The organism is Rhodoferax sp. GW821-FHT09E07 (assembly GCF_059416145.1).
Genome location: NZ_JBWKOP010000006.1, coordinates 284,643 through 302,479 on the forward strand (window position 1 = coordinate 284,643; position 17,837 = coordinate 302,479).

Sequence of the window (17,837 nt, forward strand, 5' to 3'; positions counted from 1 at the left end):
AGCATGAACTTCCAGCAACTCAGATCGGTGCGCGAAGCGGTTCGCTGCGGCTACAACCTGACCGAAGTGGCCCACATGCTGCACACCTCGCAGCCCGGTGTAAGCCGTCAGATCCGCGAGCTGGAGGAAGAGCTGGGCGTGGACATCTTTGGCCGCGCCGGCAAACGCCTGACCGGCCTCACCGCGCCGGGGCAGGACCTGCTGCCCATCGTGGAGCGCCTGCTGCTGGACGCCGACAACCTGAAACGCGCCGGACAAGACTACAGCGCGCAGCTGGAAGGCCAGCTCTCCGTGGCGGCCACGCACTCGCAGGCGCGCTATGCGCTGCCGCATGTGGTGAAAGATTTTCGCGACAAGTTTCCCAAGGTCACGCTGCACCTGCACCAGGGCTCGCCCAAGCAGGTGGCCGCCATGCTGATTTCGGGCGAGGCTGACATTGGCGTGGCCACCGAAGCGCTGGCCGACTACAGCCAGCTGGTCACCCTGCCCTGCTACCGCTGGACCCACAGCGTGGTGGTGCCCCCAGGCCATCCGCTACTGGAAATTGAAGGGCCCGTGTCGCTGCAACAGCTGGCGCAGTACCCCATCATCACCTACCAAGCGGGCTACACCGGCCGATCGCACATTGACAACGCCTTTGCCGCCGAAGGCCTGCAGCCCGATGTGGTGCTGACCGCCATGGACGCCGATGTGATCAAGACCTATGTGGAACTGGGCATGGGCGTGGGCATCGTGGCCTCGGTAGCGTTGGACGCCGACCGCGACCGCAACCTGCGCATCCTGGATGCGGGCCATCTGTTCCAGGTGAACGTGACAAGGCTGGGCCTGCGCCGCGGCGCCTGGTTGCGCGGCTATGCCTACAGCTTTATCGAAACCTTTGTGCCCACGCTGACGCGTGCTGCGGTGACGCAGGCACTGGCGAGTGAGGTGCTAGTGGAGGTGTGAGCGGGAACTTCAATGGATGGTCCTCACCGCTTCCGGGTAGGTGACGCTGGGTTCGTCCGCATTGCGTTTGGCGATCTGGAGCCAAAGGCCCAAGGACAACGTATGGTCCCCCTTCAATCAGGTTTCAAACTCCTTCGCGTTTTTGAACAGGGTTGGGATGTTGGCGGATGGTCGATGGGCATGCGGCGCCTTCCTTTTTGGAAGGCGATGTCGATGCATGACTACGCTAAACGCTTCCCATCACTCGCGCGTGCAGAAGCAATTCTTGAGCGCCCACTTTTAACGGGCGACAAGTGCGATTGGCTGCGATAGTTAGCCGACCTTTAGCTCGTGCTGGATGAACCTGGCCAATAGCCACGCTACTGGCCATGCTTCCTCGGTCGAACTGACTACACTCGCAACAAAAACACGAAGGTCCTTGTCGAGTAGGGTCATTCGCTGGGTAAGCAACGCCAACAAGAACTCGACTAGTGCCTCGGACTTTTCAGGTCGACTTGGGTTTGGAAGTGTGTCCATCAGAACGCCAAGCATCTGCTGGCTGGTCAGCTCATCGCACGCACCATAAGCAAGATCCTTACTCCTGCAGGCTCGGAGGATACTTGCCTGCAATATGCCGTCATTAAAACGTGAGAAATTGGACGGTGCTAGAACGCTACGCTCATACACGTTATTGGCGAGGCGCTTGTTCCCGTCCTTGTGCCCGCGAAGTGCCGTTAACAGAGTGCACATGGTCGCGAATAGATCTGCTTGTGAGGCTTGTGGCTGTTGTAACGCGCCGTTTAACAAGGAGAAATCCGAACGAAGCGTCAACTCTTCACCGTTCATATCGGGCCAGAACAAATCGTCAACGAGACCTGTGGCAACTGCCTTTGTAAGGCGCTGAATGCGCTTCTCTATCTCGACCGGTACATCAAAACCGTTCTTATCTGACCAGGAAATCATGCGCCGCAGAGTCTCCAACTCCTGCTTCCAACTTGGCACATCTTCATAGCATGCGACTTCTAGATCAACTGCGCTGAATAAGCTAAACGTATCTGGGCCCAGCGCACCATAAGTCAAATTGGACTTCAAACGATCCGCCACCTTTTTAGGCGCAAGCATTTGAACTACGGCAATGTAGGCTGTTGTTCCCCCGTCTTGAACATCTCGCAGGTTTCGGGAGACGCTCAGCAACTCTGGAATCTCATCGACGCACGCACAAACTACGACAGTGGAGGTACCTGGCGTCGGGACAACGTCTCTCAACTTAGATGAAGAAACTACCTGTAGCTGCGAGGAGTCAGTGATTTTTTTACGCGCTGCGTTGGCAATTAGGTCTGCGAGCGCAGTCGAACCAGGGTATGCCGTCGCAACAACGTTTCGCAAGGAAACGGTTTGGCTGCGCCGCATCATCGAAGACCACTTCATTCGAACACGGTCAACAAAAGCTTTCGCTTTTTCAGGTGGATTCCCTTCCAACAACGGAGCAACATTGACTCCTAGGGAACACAGTCGATCGTTATCAATGCGCCGATATGCATAGAAGACTCCTAGCCCCATGAGTGCAGACAATGTGCTCTTTGCTGAGGGTTGGAGATCATCGGCAGCTATCTCTATAGAAGTGACACGTGGCGGCGAAATACTGAATTGGTCACCCCGAATTCCTATGAGGTGGAAGTTCCTCTTACACCACTGGCAGTCACTGCTATCCTGGTTTTCGATGAATTTCAAACCAGCACCATTCGGTCCATTCAAATTACAGAGAACAACGTGCTTGTTCCAAGGTTCTGCACTTAGGCAAAACAAAGTTACCACACGTTCGGGAACAGCACCGCGTTTTGCCACGCGTCTGACCAACCCGTTAGACGTAGATGCGGACACCAGAAAGAACGCATCGTTGGCTTTCTCTGTAGGAACTTGGTCGATACCCTCATGTGATTTGTGCGACCAGACGAAGGGATGCCCGACGAGACCGCCAAGCTTCGCCGTCTCTCTCAATGCGGTCAATGCCACCGAATAGATGCCGGACGTATCAACAATGACGTTGCGGACATCAATTTTCCAAAGATGGGGAACAAGCCAGAACGCCAGCAATTTGACGTGGCGACTATCTTCTAAAACGTTCGCTACGCGCAGGAATCTATCACTATGCCTATCCGAAGTCTTGGCATAGTGCGTCCCGAAAGGAGCGCGCTCCTCGCCGCCCGCACGGCAGAACATATCCAACAAACTGTATTGACGCTCGTCTTCGAGAACACTCCTCCCACTAGGCCTGCCTCCCGAAGCATCTTCACATATGTGCTGACCACTTGTTGCATCCAAGGATATGAATAGCAAGCCCTCACGAGCATCTCTAATTATTCCGGTGAGCCTATCCCTAAGCACACTTCCCGGAAAAGCAAGAAGCGCTTTTAGGGAGTCCACTGCATCTGGAAAGCCGACAAAATGAACTGCGTGTATAGGTCCTAGTTTTGCAACCTCACTTACGAGGTCATTCTCCAGTTCGTTTCCATCCAGCGTTGGTTCAGCAAGGAATATGCTCAAAATCTGTACGTCAACTGCCTCAACTTTCAGCAGATATGCATTGAAGAGCCAAGCTTTCATTGGCCTCCCATAGGCAATAGGAACGTCACGACAGTCCCTTTAACCGGGGTCAGCTGAGAAGCCAGTCGAGAATGAGGCTTCTTCCAATCGAACAGAACTTCTTTGGGGACACGTCTGCCGTCAGACAATGCTTCTTGCGCTAGGTCAGGCATGAATTCAAATTGACGATAGACATGAAGCTGGTTTGTTCTAACGCTAATAAATCCGTGCAGATCTCTAAGCCGCAGCAAAACCTTTGCTAGACCATATCCGCGTCCTTGCGTTTCAGTGGATGTCTGACCTTTGGCGAAACATGCCATGACCGCATCAAGTTGCTCCTCTATCGGAACACCAATGGCACTCCGCCTAAGCCATTTAGCAGCCATGCCAGGCCCCGAGTCGAAGACACTCAGCTCGAGCACTCCATCCACCTTCGGCGTATCAGGCGGTCGAACTCCCGTAGGCACTTTTCGCGGAAGAAAATAGCTAGCGTACCTTTGAGCGGGCGTCAAAGTTCCAGGTTTTGCCGCAGTCACCAACGCCTCAATCTGCTGAGTGCTGGCATACCGAGCAAAGATTCCACGTATCGACGGAGCAACGTCTGATTGGTCGATGTCCTGACGAGCATGATCGTGAGTATTCTTGAAGGTCTCAGCAAGTATTGTCGTAAGAGCCTCGCGCAAACCCGTTTTTGACGACATCCAAGTTGGATTCGGTACGGGACTCACCACATTGATAAGCTCTTCAATTAGCGGGCCAAAGCCAGACTGGCTCAATAGAACTTCAGGGTCCTGCGATGGATAGAGGTGTTTCGGCAGACCAAATTCAGCCGGCTGATGATCGGCACAAACTATGAAGGCCTTGTCAGACGTAGTGGCCAAGTCTGGCCACACACTTTGAGCTCTTAGAAGCTGTTCCTGAAATCGTCGAATAGTGCGACGCGTCTGTGGCGTGCTCGTAACAAGCCTGCCTGAAAGTAGGACGGCGACAAGTGAGGCAAGCGTGTGTCCCCATCCCATAGTCGGTCCGCTTGTTTGACCAGAATCGTTTGCAAGCTCCAGTTCACTTGCCGAAATGAGCCGTTGCGCAACCAACACATCGCCAAGTAGCTTGGCGGTGAAGGGCTCGATAGCATCCAAAGAGACTTCGGATGAGGACGGAATTGCGGCGATATCGTCATCCGGATTGAGCCAATTTGCGCTGTCATCGGTCATGAATGTTTTCCCCGAAATTTGGACATCGTGTGTCCCACTGGTTAGCTGTAAACCAGCGTGATAACAATGCCGAAAATCCACCAGGGACTGAACGCGACAAACATTGCATTGTGCGGCGCCTCCTCAGGAGGATAACGACCGACCGTCAATATGCGCAGTGCAACCTTGCCCAACGGATATGCCAGATAAGCACCGAGGATGCTGAGCTTGTGATTTGGAGGAGGGAATAGCTTCATAGGGTTAAAGCACAACGTAATTCAGACCGCAAAAAATGCGAAAAAAATGATCGAATATTCATCGTTGGTGCCTTCCCTGCCGCAGCTAGTATCTATTTTGTTTAGGCATTCTGGCACACACAATGTAGTATTTTTGACGAGTGTCGATCGACATATTGCATGTCCTCACCCTACCCCAGAGACAACGATCAGAAGTGGCTGCTTTAGTTGGCAAGCTGTGCTCCCAACCGCTTAAACGTTTTCTGCACTAAGTAGTTCCATTTCATTCCTTCCCTTCCCGCCCCCTGCTTCGCACAATGCAGGCATCAACAACAGGGATGCAAGGAGGTGTGGCATGCACGATTACGATTTTGCGGTGATGAACCAGGACGGGCCCTTCAGCACGCGGGAGCTGCTGGTGTCGCTGGGCACGGCGCTGCTGTGGGTGCTGGGGTCTGCGGTTGCGTTGCAGCTGTTGCTGCTGCCGGTGCAGGGGGCCTGACATGGACACGCCCGCGCTGCAGGCGCAGTGGCTGCGCATCCGTGAGGTGACCTGGCGCCAGTGGTGCGCTGATCAGCAGACGCCGACCCTCGCAGTCCCCGCCAATGTGCCGCGCCTGGCACGGGCGCCTAGGGGTGCTCTGCCGTGGCGTGCACCTGTTCGTGCCGCAGCACATACAAGCCACTACTCACAATAATCGCGCCGCCCAGCAGGGTGAAGGCGTCGGGCAGCAGCTGCCACACCAGCCAGTCAATACCCAAGCTCCAGGCCAAGGCTGTGTATTCAAAGGGCGCCACCGCGCTGGCCTGCCCGTGGCGAAAAGCCTCCGTAATGGCCAGCTGGGCCAGAAAGCCCGAAGCCGCCAAACCCGCCCACAGCCACAGATCATTCGCCTGCAGGGGCAGCCACCGCGGTGCGGCCAGCGCACCAGCCACCACGGTCAGGATGACCATGACCCACAGCACCAGGCTGTCTTTGGAATCGGTGCGGCTGGCCAGGCGCGTGACCACGGCCGAAACGGCGTAGCACACCGCAGCGCCCAGCACGGCCAGGCCCGACCAGCTGGCAAAGCCCTCTGCACTGGGGCGCAGTGCCACCAGCACGCCCAACAGGCCGCCGCCCACGGCCCACCAGTGCGCGCGCGGCACGCGCTCGCCCAGCACCGGCCAGGCCAGCACGGTGATAAGCAGCGGCGCAAAGAACATGAGCGTGTACGCATTGGTCAGCGGCAGGCCACGCACGCCCACGGTAAACAGCACCAGCATGGCAATGACCAAGCCACCGCGCAGCAAGTGCAGCGGCCAGCGCGTGCGCCAGACCTCAGCCCACGCGCCGCGCCATTGGATCCAGATGGCAATGAGCGGCAGCGTGAGCGCGCCGCGCATGGCGGCGATTTGCAACGGTGGGTAGTGGGCGGACAAGACCTTGATGAGCGAGTCCATGGCAGAAAACAGCATCACCGCCAGCAGCATGGCCGTGATGCTGCGCGGGTTGCCTTCCTGCAGGCGTGAGAGAGATGTGGGCATCCGCCCGATGGTAGCGGCGCCGCAAGACAACGCTGCGACTACGCGCAGGCCGTCACTGCTTGCCTTTCCAGGGCACCAGCCAGCTCTCCAGCAGGCGCATGCCGAACGAGAACGCAAACGCGCAGGCGGCAATGATGACGATGCCGACGAACACCGCATCCGTCGCCAAAAAGTGCGAGGCCGACATGACCATGTAGCCAATGCCGCGCGTGGCCGCAATCAGTTCGGCCGCCACCAGCGTGCTCCAGCCCACACCCAGTGCAATGCGGATGCCGGTGAGGATCTCGGGCAGGGCCGAGGGCAGCACGATGTCCTTGAACAGCTGCCAGCGCGTAGCCCCCAGCGACAGCGCCGCGTTGACACGCTCCTGCGGCAGCGAGCGCACACCAGCCTGGGCCGACAGCACCACGGGCGCAAACATGGCCAGGGCCAGCAGCACGATCTTGGAGGTCTCGCCAATGCCCAGCCAGATGATCATGAGCGGAAGGTAGGCCAAGGGTGGCAGCGGCCAGTAGAACTCGATGGGTGTGGAAAACACCCCCTTGGCCCAGCGGCTCAGGCCCATGAGCAGTCCCACGGGAATGCCCAAGGCCACGGCAATCACCGCGGCCGACAGAATGCGGCCCAGGCTGGCGGACACGTGTTCCCACAGCGTGGCGTTGGCATAACCTTCACGGAAGATTTCAACGCCCAGCGACAGCACTTCGGCCGGCGTAGGCAAAAACAGCTTGGGCACCAGCCCCGCCTGGGTGATCGCCCACCACAACAGCAAAAGGGCGGCGCCCGTGGCCACGCTGATGGTGACGGTGGATTTTTCGCCGATGCCGAAGTTGCGCATCTTCACGACGCGGGGCTCCAGGCGGCGGGTGCGCGGCTCCTCCGTGTGCATACCGGCTGCGGCGGCCGTAATGGCTAAGTTGCTCATGCAATGGCCTCTTGGGGGTTGTGTTCGTTCTGGTGGACGATGGCGCGAATCTCCTCGCGCAAGTGCGCAAACTGGGGCGCGGTCTTGATGGCGCGGGCATCGCCGTCGCGTGCAAAGGTGTTGACAAAGTCCAGACCCAAGCGCGCCACGATGCGTCCGGGCCGCGGTGACATGACGATGAGCTGGGTGCCGAGGAACAGCGCCTCTTCGATGGAGTGGGTGATGAAGAACACCTGTTTGCCGGTGCGGTGCCAGACCGAGACCAGCAGCTCCTGCATCTGCTCACGCGTCATGCTGTCCAGCGCCCCAAAGGGCTCGTCCATGAGCAGGATATCGGGGTCGGGTGCGAGCGCACGGGCCAGGCCCACGCGCTGGCGCATGCCGCCCGACAGTTCATACGGCGCGGCGTTGGCAAAGTCTTGCAGGCCCACCAGCTGCAGCAGCTCCAGCGCGCGGTCGCGCTGTTCAGCGTGGCTGGCGCCGGCAAACTTCAGGCCCAGTGCCACGTTCTCGGCTACGGTTTTCCAGGGCAGCAGCGTGTCCTTCTGGAACACCACGCCACGGTCGGCGCCGGGCGCCTCAATGGCGCGGCCGTTCAGCGTGATGCTGCCTTCGGACAGCGGCAAGAAGCCCGCCATGGCATTGAGCAAGGTGGACTTGCCGCAGCCCGAGGTGCCCAGTGCCACGACAAAGCCACGGTCAGGAATATCGAGCGAGACCCGGTCCAGCGCCTGCACCGGGCGGCCGTTGCGCCCTGCAAAGAAGACGCTGGCGTTTTTGACACTGAGCATGGGCTGGGCTCCGCTGTGTTTGCTCGTCTGCTTTACTTCTGCGCGACGACGGCGCCGCCAACGATGGCCGAGTTGGTCACAAACGCGGCGTAGCTGGGCAGCACGTCAGAAATCTTCTTTTGTTCCTTCAGGAAGCTGGCGGTTTCTTTCAGAATGCGGGCCACGCCCGACTTCTCGCCGCCACCCAGCCAGGCGTCGGACGCTTGCACGTTCAGGGGCACCAGGTTCAGGTTCTTCAGCGCGGCGGCAAAGTCAGCCGGTGTGCCGCCCAGCAGCTTGGCCAGGATCTTGGCGTTTTCGCTCTCAGGTCCCCAAGCGGCCTTGTCCTTGATGAAGGAGTTGGAGTACTTCTCGATCACGCCGGCGTAGGCCTTCAGGAACTCGGGGTTCTCCTTGGTAAAGGCGCCGGTGGCAACCCAGGCGCTGAAAGTGGGTGCGCCTTTTTCAGCCACTTCCTTGGAGGTGATCAGCACCTTGCCGTTCTTCTTCAGTTCGGTCAGCGCGGGGTCCCAGACGAAGCCGCCGTCAATATCACCGCGGTTGTAGGCGGCCACAATTTCCGGTTGGGGAATGGCAAACACCTGTACGTCTTTTTCGGTCAGGCCCTGGCTCTTCAGCAGCGCCAGCAGCTGGTAGTGGTCGGTGGACACGGGCGCAGCAGCCAGCTTCTTGCCCTTGAGGTCACCCAGACCATTGATGCCGGACCCATTGCGCACCACCAAGGCTTCGTCGGTACCAGAGATGGAGGCCAGGTAAAAGGCCTTCACATCCAGACCGCGGGAAGTCGCCGCGGCGTAGGGGCTGGAGCCCACGTAGCCAATTTGCACGTCGCCGGAGGCGATGGCGGCGAACACGTCAGCGCCCGAGTTGAACTTGCGGAAGTCGATCTGGTATCCGGTGGCCTTGGCGAAGTCGCCGTTGGCAATAGCCACGGACGAGGGCAGCGCGTCGGTCTGGTAGCCGATCACAACTTTCTTGTCGGCCGCAAAGCCCAGGCTGGCGCCGGCCAGCAGGGTGGCGCCAATGGCGGCGGTGAAGAGTCTTTTGGTGAATTGCATGGTTCGATTCCTTGGTGACGTGTGACAAAGGGAGCACCCACGATGGGCTTGGAATCGAGCTTATTGATATGCCTGGTTCGTGTCGTCGAATGAATTTGACATAGCTAATGCAAATAACGCGCAAGCGAAATGCGCCTCGCGCACTAGGCTTGGACGCATCTGTATTTCCCGCATCACTGCTTCTTATGACTCTCGACATCCGCCCCCTGGGCCCGGCCATTGGCGCCCTGGTCAGCAACATCAACCTGACCGAACCCCTGCGCACCCAGGACCGCGACGCGCTGCACGGCGCGCTGCTGCAACACCATGTGCTGTTCTTTGAAAACCAGCCGGTGACCCCGGTGCAGCAGCGCGACCTGGCGCGTGCCTTTGGCGAGCTGCACATCCACCCGGTCTACCCCCAGCACCCCGAGGCGGCCGAAATCATCGTGCTGGACACGCACAACGACAACCCGCCCGACAACGACAACTGGCACACCGATGTGACCTTCATCACCACGCCGCCGCTGGGCGCCATCCTGTCGGCGCGCGTGCTGCCCCCGCATGGCGGCGACACGCTGTGGGCCAGCGGCATCGCGGCCTACGAGGCGCTGTCCGAGCCGCTGCGCAGCTTTCTGGATCCGCTGCACGCCGAGCACAGCTTTGTGCAGTCCTTCCCGGCCTGGCGCTATGCGCGCACGCCCGAAGAACGCAAGGTGTGGGAAGCCGCCGTAGCCAAGTCGCCCGAGGTGGTGCACCCCGTGGTGCGCACCCACCCGGTCAGCGGCAAGCGCGGCTTGTTCGTCAACGAGGGCTTCACCAGCCGCATCGTGGAGCTGACTAAGGCCGAGAGCGACGCCGTGCTGGGCTTTTTGCGCGTGCACCTGGCCAAGCCGGAGTTCACCGTGCGCTGGCGCTGGAAGCAACACGACCTGGCCTTCTGGGACAACCGCCTGACCCAGCACTACGCCACGGCCGACTACCTGCCCCACCGCCGCGTGATGCACCGCGCCACCATCCTGGGCGATGCGCCGTATTGATATCAAAGCGCTATCAAATCAGGAGCTTACTATTTAATTAATATAAGGGCTAGTGGCTCATTGCTGCTCCGCCGCCGCGTTCGCCTGTTCATCATGGCGCAACACATCAGGGCCGCTCCCCACGATGATGGCGGCGCCCAATAGCGCGAGGGCAATGCGCTGCAAGACCAAGGTTTGACGCAGATCATGCTGCGAGTTATTCAACGCCCTACGATGCTTGGCAGGGACAACGATTCTTTCGTTCACGCAAGGAGCAGGACATGAAAACCAATGTAGGCGGCTTGGACCGCATGGCACGTATTGCGGTCGGTGTGGTGCTGGTGGGGCTGGCCGCCACCGGTACCGTGGGTGCGTGGGGTTGGCTGGGTCTGCTGCCGTTGGCCACGGGTGCTATCGGTTGGTGCCCGCCGTACGCCATGTTGGGCTGGAGCACCTGCTCCACCAAGCCATGAGCAGCTTTGACCACGCCGGGCTGATCCAGAACATCAACGCCGGCTTGCTGCCGCTCAAAAAGGCGCAGCCCGAGGCCATGACGGGTTTTGGCCAACTGGCACGCGCGGCCATGGCCGAAGGCCAGATCAGCGCCAAACACAAGGAACTGATGGCGCTGGCCATTGGCATCACGCAGCATTGCTCGGGTTGCATTGGGTTTCACGTCAAGGCGCTGCACAAGCTGCAGTGCACACGTGCCGAGCTGGAGGAAATGCTGAGCGTGTGCGTTTACATGGGCGGCGGGCCCGCGCTGATGTACGCCGCAGAAACCATGCAGGCCTGGGAGGCCATGGCCGCACCTGGCTGATGGACTTGGCTGGCCCTAATTACCCAGCAATCAGGGCAAAGGGTCTGCGGAGTTCAGCCGGGGGTGGGTTTCTTCCCCCAGCCACCACAGCAGGCCCCCGGACAGCGCCATGGAGAGGGCTACGAACCAGAACGCTGCTGCCATCTGACCGGTGAAGTGCCCAACCAGCCCCAGGCCCAGTGCGCCAATGCCATAGCCCAGATCGCGCCAGAAGCGGTAGATGCCAATGGCGGAACCCCGCCAGGCCGGGTGGGCGATGTCGGCCACCGCGGCGGACAGGTTGGGGTACAGCAGCGCCATGCCCAAGCCCGACACCGCGGCCGATGCGGCCCACCACACCACGTTGTCGCCCAGCACCATGGCGGCCACCCCGCCACCGGACAGCCACATGCCCCCCACATTGAGGCCGTGGCGGCCCACACGGTCGGACAGACGGCCGGTGAACAGCTGGGCGCCGCCCCACACCAGGCCATACAGGCCAATGACCCAGCCCACCTGGGTCAGGCTCAGCCCTTGTTGGTACAGGAACACGGGGTAGAAGACCCACACCAGGGCGTCGACAAATTTCTCCACCAGGCCGGCCTGGCTGAGGGCCAGCAGCCGTTTGTCGCGCCAGCTCATCAAGGCAAATATCTCCCAGGTGGAGGGATGGGCCGACACCAGGGTGGGGTAGCGCGGGCGCAGGGCCTGCACCATGCCGGGCGCGTGCCGCGCGGCTTCGGCCTTGGCCCAGGGCAGCGTGTCCCGGACGCACAGCTGGGTTAGCAGCAGCGCCAGGCTGATGACGCCAAGCCCAAACACCACCAGGCCGTGGCGCGCACCCAAGTGGGTGGCCAGGTAGGCCGTGGCAATGCCCGCCAGCGCAACCCCCACGTAGCCCGCAAACTCATTGAGCCCCAGCGTCAAGCCGCGCTCTTCGAGTCGTGTGAGGTCGAGTTGTGAGGTCTGCGTCATGGACCAGGTGAGTCCCTGGTTGATACCCAGCAGCACGGTGGCGGCCACCACCCAGTTCCAAGTAGGTGCGAATCCAATCATCGACGGGATGGGCAAGGCCACCCACCAGCCCAGCAGCAGTACCCGCCTGCGGCCGATGCGCTCCGAGAGCCGACCGGCCACAAAGTTCATCACGCCCTTGACCAGCCCGAAGGCCACCACAAACGCACTGAGCAGCAGGAAGGAGTTTTTGGGCACCCCAAAGTCGGACTCGGCCAATGCCGGCACCACGGTGCGCGTCATGCCCAGCGTCAGCCCGACCAGCAGCACCTGCAGCAGCTGGTGCAAAAACTGGCCCAGGTTGGGGTGGATGCCGTGGCGCAGCCCCCCGCTCATGGCAGGGCGCGGTAGCCCTTGGGCCCGCCCGCGATGAACTTGGGGTTGGTGTAGCCCATGGCGCGCAGCGTGTCGGCGGACAGGGCACCGCGGTTGATCGCGTTGCAGTAACAGAGGATGGGGATGGCGAGGTCGGGGATGGCGGCCTCGATGTTCATCTCCAGCTTGCCGCGGCTGACATGCAGCGAACCGGGGATGTGGTCGACGTCGTACTCTTCCTTGTCGCGAATGTCCAGCGCAATGGCGCCCTGGACCAGTAGCGCATCCACCTCCTGCGGCTGCACTTCGCCCACGCGGGCGCGGGCGGCATCGGCGAGGGCCTGGAATTTTTCGGTATAGGCCATGGGGGTCTTTCTAGAAATGTTGAACGGGGCGGTTGTCGGCGACGACGGGGTGCTCCAGACGCACCAACACGCTGGTGAGCAGCAGCGCGGCGGCGAGGCCCGCACCGGCATGAACCATGGACACCAGGAGGGGCGCCACCAGCAGCAGGCAGCGCCAGCCCCAGCCATAGAGCACACCGGCGCTGCGCAGATGCGTCTTGCCACCGACCGCCCAGCGTTGGCGGGCCTCGGAGGCCACCGGCATGCCAACCACAAAGCCGGCATGCGTGTAGGCGCGCACCGCCATGGCACTGACCACCACCGCGCTGAACAGCAACACCAGCAGGGCCACTTCCAGCATGCTGCGCGGCGTGACCTGCGGCAGCGGGGCATCAGCGTCCAGCAGGGCGTGCAGGGACGGTGCAGTCAGGCTGATGGCACCCATGAGCCCGAGTGCTGCGGTGGAGGCGACCATGGTGGCGGTCATGACCGAGTTGCGCAGTGTCTGCACCGCCAGCACCTCGGTGCCGGCCTGTGCAGACACGGCCTCAAACCAGTCCTCGCGCAGGTCCGCATGCACATGGCGCGCATGCCGCCCCGGCCGCCAGGCCACGTGCAGCACGTAGGCCAGCAGGATGGTGATGCTGGCGATGGTGAGGATCCAGGGGAATGCGCTCATGGTCTCTGGCCTTCAGTGGGATGCAAGCGGTGGGTTGCCAGTTGCTATGGTTTATATAGCTGCTTGCACAATAAGCACAGGGGCTAGCGGCTTGTTTCTTATAAAGCGTTGAGTGGAATCTTCAAATAAGCACGCCCATTGGCCTCAGCCGGTGGCATCTCGCCCGCACGGATGTTGATCTGCACCGAGGGCAGGATCAGGTTGGGCATGGCCAGCCCCGCGTCGCGTTTGCTGCGCATGGCGACAAAGGCTTCTTCCGACACGCCGTCACGAATGTGGATGTTGCTGGCGCGCTGATCGGCCACCGTGCTTTCCCAAGCGGGCTCGCGGCCTTCGGGCGGGTAGTCGTGGCACATGTAGAGGCGGGTGTCGCCCGGCAGGGCCATCAGCTTGCGCACGCTGGCGTAGAGCTGGTGGGCGTCGCCACCGGGAAAGTCGCAGCGCGCGGTACCCACGTCGGGCATGAACAGGGTGTCGCCCACAAACACCGCATCGCCCACCTGGTAGGCCATGCAGGCGGGTGTGTGACCGGGCACCGACAAGGCCTGGGCCGTCAGGTCGCCGATGGCAAAGGTTTCGTTGGGCTGGAACAGGTGGTCGAACTGGCGGCCATCTGGGTAGAACTCGGGCTCCAGGTTGAAGATGCCCTTGAACACGCTTTGCACATCGGTGATGGCCGCGCCAATGGCGATCTGCCCACCCAGCTGCTTGCGCAGGTAGTGGGCGGCCGACAGGTGGTCGGCATGGGCGTGGGTTTCCAGAATCCACTGCACCGTCAGCGCCTGCGCCTTCACAAAGGCCATCAGCCGGTCCGCAGATTGGGTGTTAGTGCGGCCGGACTTGGCGTCATAGTCCAGCACCGAATCGACCAGGGCACAGTGGCCGCCCGGGTGGTCGAACACCACGTAGCTCACGGTCCAGGTGGCGGGGTCAAAAAAGGCCTGCACCTGGGGTGCAGGGGTGGCAGAAAGGATGGGGGAAGCAGTGGCTGTCATGGAAAACTCCTTGTAAAGGTCGTTGTTTCAATTTCGACATTTATAGTTTATTGACTTATAGATTGTTAGTCAATAAACTATCGACATAGCAACCGAATTGGAGCCCCGACCATGCTGGCCACCCCTGACACCCCGACCGCCCCCGCGCTGGACCTGGCCGTGCTGCGGCAGTCCGCCGATGCGGCCTGCCGCCTCATGAAGACCTTGTCCAACCCCGACCGCCTGCTTTTGCTGTGCCAGCTGAGCCAGGGCGAAAAACGGGTGGGCGAACTCGAAGAACTGGTGGGCATTGCCCAGCCCACGCTGTCGCAACAGCTCGGTGTACTGCGTGACGAGGGCTTGGTGAGCACCCGGCGCGAGGGCAAGTCCATCTACTACTGCATTGACAGCCCGCAGGCTCTGGCGGTAATGGGCGTTTTGTACGCTGAGTTTTGCGGCAAGTAAGCACTAACAATAAGGAACACATTCATGACGATTGACTGGAATCACTTCACCCCTTGGGCCTCCCTGGCCGGGGGACTCATGCTGGGCCTGGCCTCTGCCCTCTTCATCCTGTTGAACGGCCGCATCTTGGGCATCAGCGGCATCGTGGGCGGGCTGTTGCGCCCCCGCACGGGCGACACCACGTGGCGCATGGCTTTTGTGGCGGGCCTGCTGGTCGCGCCGGTACTTTACTGGCTGCTGACGGGCGCCACCGTGCCCGCCACGATTGACGCGGGCTGGGGCACGGTGGTGCTGGCCGGCCTGCTCGTGGGCGTGGGCACACGCTACGGCGCGGGCTGCACCAGCGGCCACGGCGTGTGCGGGCTCTCGCGCCTGTCACCACGCTCTCTGGTAGCCACGCTGGCCTTCATGGCAGCGGGTTTTGTCACCGTGTTTGTGCTGCGCCACCTGCTGGCCGGAATCTGAAGGAGCCTGCCATGAAAAACCGTTTGTCTGAATTTGCCGTGGGCCTGCTGTTTGGCCTGGGCCTAATCGTGACGGGCATGACCGACCCGAGCAAGGTGGTGGGTTTTCTGGACCTGGCCGGAGCCTGGGACCCGTCGCTGGCCTTCGTCATGGGCGGGGCCATTTTGGTCGGGCTGGGCGCATTTGCCGCAGCCAAGAAACGCACCACCAACTTCTTGGGCGGCGCCCTGCATTTGCCCACCTCGGTGAGCATCGACAAGCGCCTGATTGGCGGCAGCCTGCTGTTTGGTGCCGGCTGGGGCCTGGCAGGTTTCTGCCCAGGACCGGCCATTGTGTCGCTGGGCGCGGGACAATCCAAGGCAGCGGTATTTGTGCTGGCCATGGTGGCTGGCATGGCCCTCTTTGAATGGGCCGAGCGCCGCGAAACCCGTATTGCCACTGGAGCCCAATGACATGACCCTTCGCACCCAAGCCCTGACCCCCCACTTTGCCGTGGCCGCCCAGATGGACGCCAGCATGGTGGCTGATGCCGTGGCACAAGGTTTCAAGACCCTGGTGAACAACCGCCCCGATGGCGAAGGCGGCCCCGACCAGCCCCTGAGCAGCAGCGTGGAAGCCGCGGCCCGCGCCGCCGGCCTGCACTATGTCTACCTACCCGTGGTGGGCGGCGCCATCACCCCCGCGCAGGTGCAGGCTATGCGTGAGGCGATGCAAACTGCACCGCACCCCGTGCTGGCGTTTTGCCGCTCAGGCGCACGCTCGGCCCAGCTCTTCGCGCTGACCCAGCAAGCCGGGTAAACCGCCATGCTGCCCGCCGCCACCCGCCTTGCCTGGCTGCCGCACTGGCTGCGCCACTACCAGCGCGCCTGGCTGGGCGGTGATGTGTCGGCCGGGCTCATCGTGGCGGTGCTGGTGATTCCGCAAAGCCTGGCCTACACCCTCCTGGCCGGGCTACCGCCCGAGATGGGGCTGTACGCCAGCGTCCTGCCCGTGGTGGCCTACGCACTGGTGGGCTCAAGCATGACGCTGGCCATTGGCCCCGTGGCGATTGCCGCCCTCATGACAGCCAGCGCGCTGCAACCGTTGGCCATTGCTGGCACCACCGAGTACGTGCAATTGGCCATGGGCCTGGCGCTCATATCCGGCTTGATGTTCACGGCCTTTGGGGCGCTGCGCCTGGGCTGGCTGGCCTACTTTTTGAGCCAGCCTGTGGTGAGCGGCTTTGTCTCCGGCTCGGCCATCGTCATTGCGCTGGGCCAGCTCCGGCATGTGCTGGGCGTCACCGTACCCAGCAGCTCCACCTGGGCCACGCTGCAGGGCCTGTGGCGCGCCCTGCCGCAGAGCAACCCCACCACGCTGGCGTTGGGCGGAGGCAGCATGCTGGCGCTGGTGCTGGCACGCCACTACCTGGGGCACGGCCTGCGCCACCTGGGCATGGGGGCCACCACGGCCGGCCTGCTGAGCCGCATGGCCCCTATTGCCACGGTGGCGGTGAGCACCGCGCTGGTGGCCTGGGGCCACTGGGATGTGAGTCGCCAGGTGGCCGTGGTGGGCCACGTGCCGGCCGGCTTACCAGCCTTGGGCTGGATCTGGCCCGATGCGCGCACCTGGAGCCAGCTGCTGGTGCCGGCGCTGCTGATCACGCTGGTGGCCTTTGTGGGGAGTGTGTCGGTCGCGCAGTCCTTTGCGCTGCAGCGCCAGCAGCGCATTGCGCCCAACCGCGAACTGTGGGGCCTGGGGGCGGCCAATGTGGTGGCGGCCTTCTCCGGCGCCTACCCGGTGCATGGCGGCTTGTCGCGCTCAGTCATCAATTTTGCGGCCGGCGCGCAGACGCCGCTGGCTTCGCTCATTACGGCGGGCTTCATGGCGCTCATCGTGTACTTCTTTGCGCCACTGTTTTACTTTTTGCCGCTGGCGGTGCTGGCGGCCAGCATCATCGTGGCCGTGGCTTCGCTGGTGGATATAGACACGCTCAAGGCCAGCTGGACCTATGACAAAGCGGACGCCTTTTCACTGCTGGCCACGGCCGGGGGGGTGATGGTGCTGGGCGTGGAGACCGGCATTGTGATGGGCGTGGCCATGTCACTGGCGGCCCTGGTGTGGCGCAGCAGCCACCCGCACATCGCCGTGGTGGGCCGCGTGCCGGGCACCGAGCACTTCCGCAACGTGGAGCGCCATGCGGTGCAAACCGTGCCGGGCTTGCTCGCGTTGCGCGTGGACGAAAGCCTGTTTTTTGCCAATGCCACCGCGCTCGAAGAGCGCATCGAAGCCCTGGTGCAGGCGGACACCAGCATCCGCCGGTTGCTGCTGGTGTGCTCAGCCGTGAACCAGATTGATGCCACAGCCCTCACCATGCTGACCGGGCTGGAACAAAGCCTGAGCCAGCGTGGCATCCGGCTGGAATTGGCCGAAGTCAAGGGCCCGGTGATGGACCGACTGAAACACACCACCCTGGGCGAACGCCTGCAGGGGCGTGTGTTTCAGAGCGTGCACGACGGGTTTTGCGCACACTGACTTAGTACGATATTTGCAATATGCAAATGGAAA

At 61.7% G+C, this 17,837-nt stretch carries 22 protein-coding genes; 10 read left to right on the forward strand and 12 right to left on the reverse strand.

Features of this window, described 5'->3' with window-relative positions:
* The first annotated feature begins 3 nt into the window (after nt 1–3).
* Complete coding sequence (locus AC07OE_RS13815; protein WP_495071144.1) at nt 4–945, forward strand: CysB family HTH-type transcriptional regulator; 942 nt, start codon at nt 4–6, stop codon at nt 943–945.
* 312 nt (nt 946–1,257) lie between these two features.
* Here AC07OE_RS13815 and AC07OE_RS13820 read toward each other — a convergent pair whose 3' ends face one another.
* From AC07OE_RS13820 to AC07OE_RS13830, 3 genes are read right to left on the reverse strand one after another with little or no spacing between them, the layout of a single operon-like run.
* The gene (locus tag AC07OE_RS13820; protein WP_495071145.1) at nt 1,258–3,528 is read right to left on the reverse strand and encodes a hypothetical protein; all 2,271 of its coding nucleotides are present in this window, start codon (nt 3,526–3,528) and stop codon (nt 1,258–1,260) included.
* Nucleotides 3,525–4,721, reverse strand: coding sequence for a hypothetical protein (locus AC07OE_RS13825; RefSeq protein ID WP_495071146.1), 1,197 nt, complete (start codon nt 4,719–4,721; stop codon nt 3,525–3,527). The genes AC07OE_RS13820 and AC07OE_RS13825 overlap by 4 nt, the downstream gene beginning before the upstream one ends.
* A 41-nt stretch (nt 4,722–4,762) precedes the next feature.
* The gene (locus tag AC07OE_RS13830; RefSeq protein WP_495071147.1) at nt 4,763–4,957 is read right to left on the reverse strand and encodes a hypothetical protein; all 195 of its coding nucleotides are present in this window, start codon (nt 4,955–4,957) and stop codon (nt 4,763–4,765) included.
* 334 nt (nt 4,958–5,291) lie between these two features.
* Here AC07OE_RS13830 and AC07OE_RS13835 point away from each other — a divergent pair, with 334 nt between their 5' ends.
* Nucleotides 5,292–5,438 (forward strand): hypothetical protein, encoded by a 147-nt coding sequence (locus AC07OE_RS13835; RefSeq protein ID WP_495071148.1) that lies wholly within the window; start codon nt 5,292–5,294, stop codon nt 5,436–5,438.
* Nucleotides 5,439–5,566: 128 nt separating this feature from the next.
* On the opposite strand, the gene AC07OE_RS13840 is transcribed toward AC07OE_RS13835, so the two are convergent.
* The 4 genes from AC07OE_RS13840 to tauA are packed head-to-tail and all read right to left on the reverse strand — an operon-like array spanning nt 5,567 to nt 9,237.
* Entirely contained in the window at nt 5,567–6,463 is an 897-nt protein-coding gene (locus tag AC07OE_RS13840) for a DMT family transporter (RefSeq protein WP_495071149.1), read from the reverse strand.
* Between the two features lie 52 nt (nt 6,464–6,515).
* A complete protein-coding gene (locus tag AC07OE_RS13845) occupies nt 6,516–7,352 on the reverse strand; it encodes an ABC transporter permease subunit (protein ID WP_495071276.1) in 837 nt (278 codons plus the stop codon).
* A 32-nt stretch (nt 7,353–7,384) separates the two neighbouring features.
* On the reverse strand, nt 7,385–8,179 hold the full coding sequence (locus AC07OE_RS13850; RefSeq protein WP_495071150.1) for a taurine ABC transporter ATP-binding protein: 795 nt from the start codon (nt 8,177–8,179) through the stop codon (nt 7,385–7,387).
* Nucleotides 8,180–8,211: 32 nt separating this feature from the next.
* Nucleotides 8,212–9,237, reverse strand: a complete 1,026-nt coding sequence (tauA, locus tag AC07OE_RS13855) for a taurine ABC transporter substrate-binding protein (protein ID WP_495071151.1) — start codon at nt 9,235–9,237, stop codon at nt 8,212–8,214.
* A gap of 185 nt (nt 9,238–9,422) precedes the next feature.
* Here tauA and tauD point away from each other — a divergent pair, with 185 nt between their 5' ends.
* Nucleotides 9,423–10,256, forward strand: coding sequence for a taurine dioxygenase (gene tauD, locus AC07OE_RS13860; RefSeq protein WP_495071152.1), 834 nt, complete (start codon nt 9,423–9,425; stop codon nt 10,254–10,256).
* 57 nt (nt 10,257–10,313) lie between these two features.
* On the opposite strand, the gene AC07OE_RS13865 is transcribed toward tauD, so the two are convergent.
* Nucleotides 10,314–10,502, reverse strand: a complete 189-nt coding sequence (locus tag AC07OE_RS13865; protein ID WP_495071153.1) for a hypothetical protein — start codon at nt 10,500–10,502, stop codon at nt 10,314–10,316.
* Between the two features lie 14 nt (nt 10,503–10,516).
* On the opposite strand from AC07OE_RS13865, the gene AC07OE_RS13870 reads away from it, so the two are divergent.
* Together AC07OE_RS13870 and AC07OE_RS13875 are read left to right on the forward strand one after the other, a co-directional pair.
* Nucleotides 10,517–10,708, forward strand: coding sequence for a YgaP family membrane protein (locus tag AC07OE_RS13870; protein WP_495071154.1), 192 nt, complete (start codon nt 10,517–10,519; stop codon nt 10,706–10,708).
* A complete protein-coding gene (locus AC07OE_RS13875; RefSeq protein WP_495071155.1) occupies nt 10,705–11,055 on the forward strand; it encodes a carboxymuconolactone decarboxylase family protein in 351 nt (116 codons plus the stop codon). Before AC07OE_RS13870 ends, AC07OE_RS13875 begins: the two co-directional genes overlap by 4 nt.
* Nucleotides 11,056–11,085: 30 nt before the next feature.
* Here AC07OE_RS13875 and AC07OE_RS13880 read toward each other — a convergent pair whose 3' ends face one another.
* The 4 genes from AC07OE_RS13880 to AC07OE_RS13895 form a co-directional block, all read right to left on the reverse strand.
* Entirely contained in the window at nt 11,086–12,384 is a 1,299-nt protein-coding gene (locus AC07OE_RS13880; protein WP_495071156.1) for an MFS transporter, read from the reverse strand.
* The gene (locus tag AC07OE_RS13885) at nt 12,381–12,728 is read right to left on the reverse strand and encodes a rhodanese-like domain-containing protein (RefSeq protein WP_495071157.1); all 348 of its coding nucleotides are present in this window, start codon (nt 12,726–12,728) and stop codon (nt 12,381–12,383) included. Before AC07OE_RS13885 ends, AC07OE_RS13880 begins: the two co-directional genes overlap by 4 nt.
* A 10-nt stretch (nt 12,729–12,738) precedes the next feature.
* Nucleotides 12,739–13,386, reverse strand: a complete 648-nt coding sequence (locus tag AC07OE_RS13890; protein WP_495071158.1) for a DUF599 domain-containing protein — start codon at nt 13,384–13,386, stop codon at nt 12,739–12,741.
* Between the two features lie 98 nt (nt 13,387–13,484).
* Complete coding sequence (locus AC07OE_RS13895; protein WP_495071159.1) at nt 13,485–14,381, reverse strand: MBL fold metallo-hydrolase; 897 nt, start codon at nt 14,379–14,381, stop codon at nt 13,485–13,487.
* Nucleotides 14,382–14,492: 111 nt separating this feature from the next.
* On the opposite strand from AC07OE_RS13895, the gene AC07OE_RS13900 reads away from it, so the two are divergent.
* From AC07OE_RS13900 to AC07OE_RS13920, 5 genes are read left to right on the forward strand one after another with little or no spacing between them, the layout of a single operon-like run.
* Nucleotides 14,493–14,825, forward strand: a complete 333-nt coding sequence (locus AC07OE_RS13900) for an ArsR/SmtB family transcription factor (RefSeq protein WP_495071160.1) — start codon at nt 14,493–14,495, stop codon at nt 14,823–14,825.
* A gap of 24 nt (nt 14,826–14,849) precedes the next feature.
* Entirely contained in the window at nt 14,850–15,290 is a 441-nt protein-coding gene (locus tag AC07OE_RS13905) for a YeeE/YedE family protein (protein WP_495071161.1), read from the forward strand.
* A gap of 11 nt (nt 15,291–15,301) precedes the next feature.
* Nucleotides 15,302–15,742: a DUF6691 family protein gene (locus tag AC07OE_RS13910; RefSeq protein WP_495071162.1), complete on the forward strand. Its 441-nt coding sequence runs from the start codon at nt 15,302–15,304 to the stop codon at nt 15,740–15,742.
* 1 nt (nt 15,743) lies between these two features.
* Nucleotides 15,744–16,088 (forward strand): protein tyrosine phosphatase family protein, encoded by a 345-nt coding sequence (locus AC07OE_RS13915; RefSeq protein WP_495071163.1) that lies wholly within the window; start codon nt 15,744–15,746, stop codon nt 16,086–16,088.
* A gap of 6 nt (nt 16,089–16,094) precedes the next feature.
* Complete coding sequence (locus AC07OE_RS13920) at nt 16,095–17,804, forward strand: SulP family inorganic anion transporter (RefSeq protein ID WP_495071164.1); 1,710 nt, start codon at nt 16,095–16,097, stop codon at nt 17,802–17,804.
* Nucleotides 17,805–17,837: the final 33 nt, after the last annotated feature.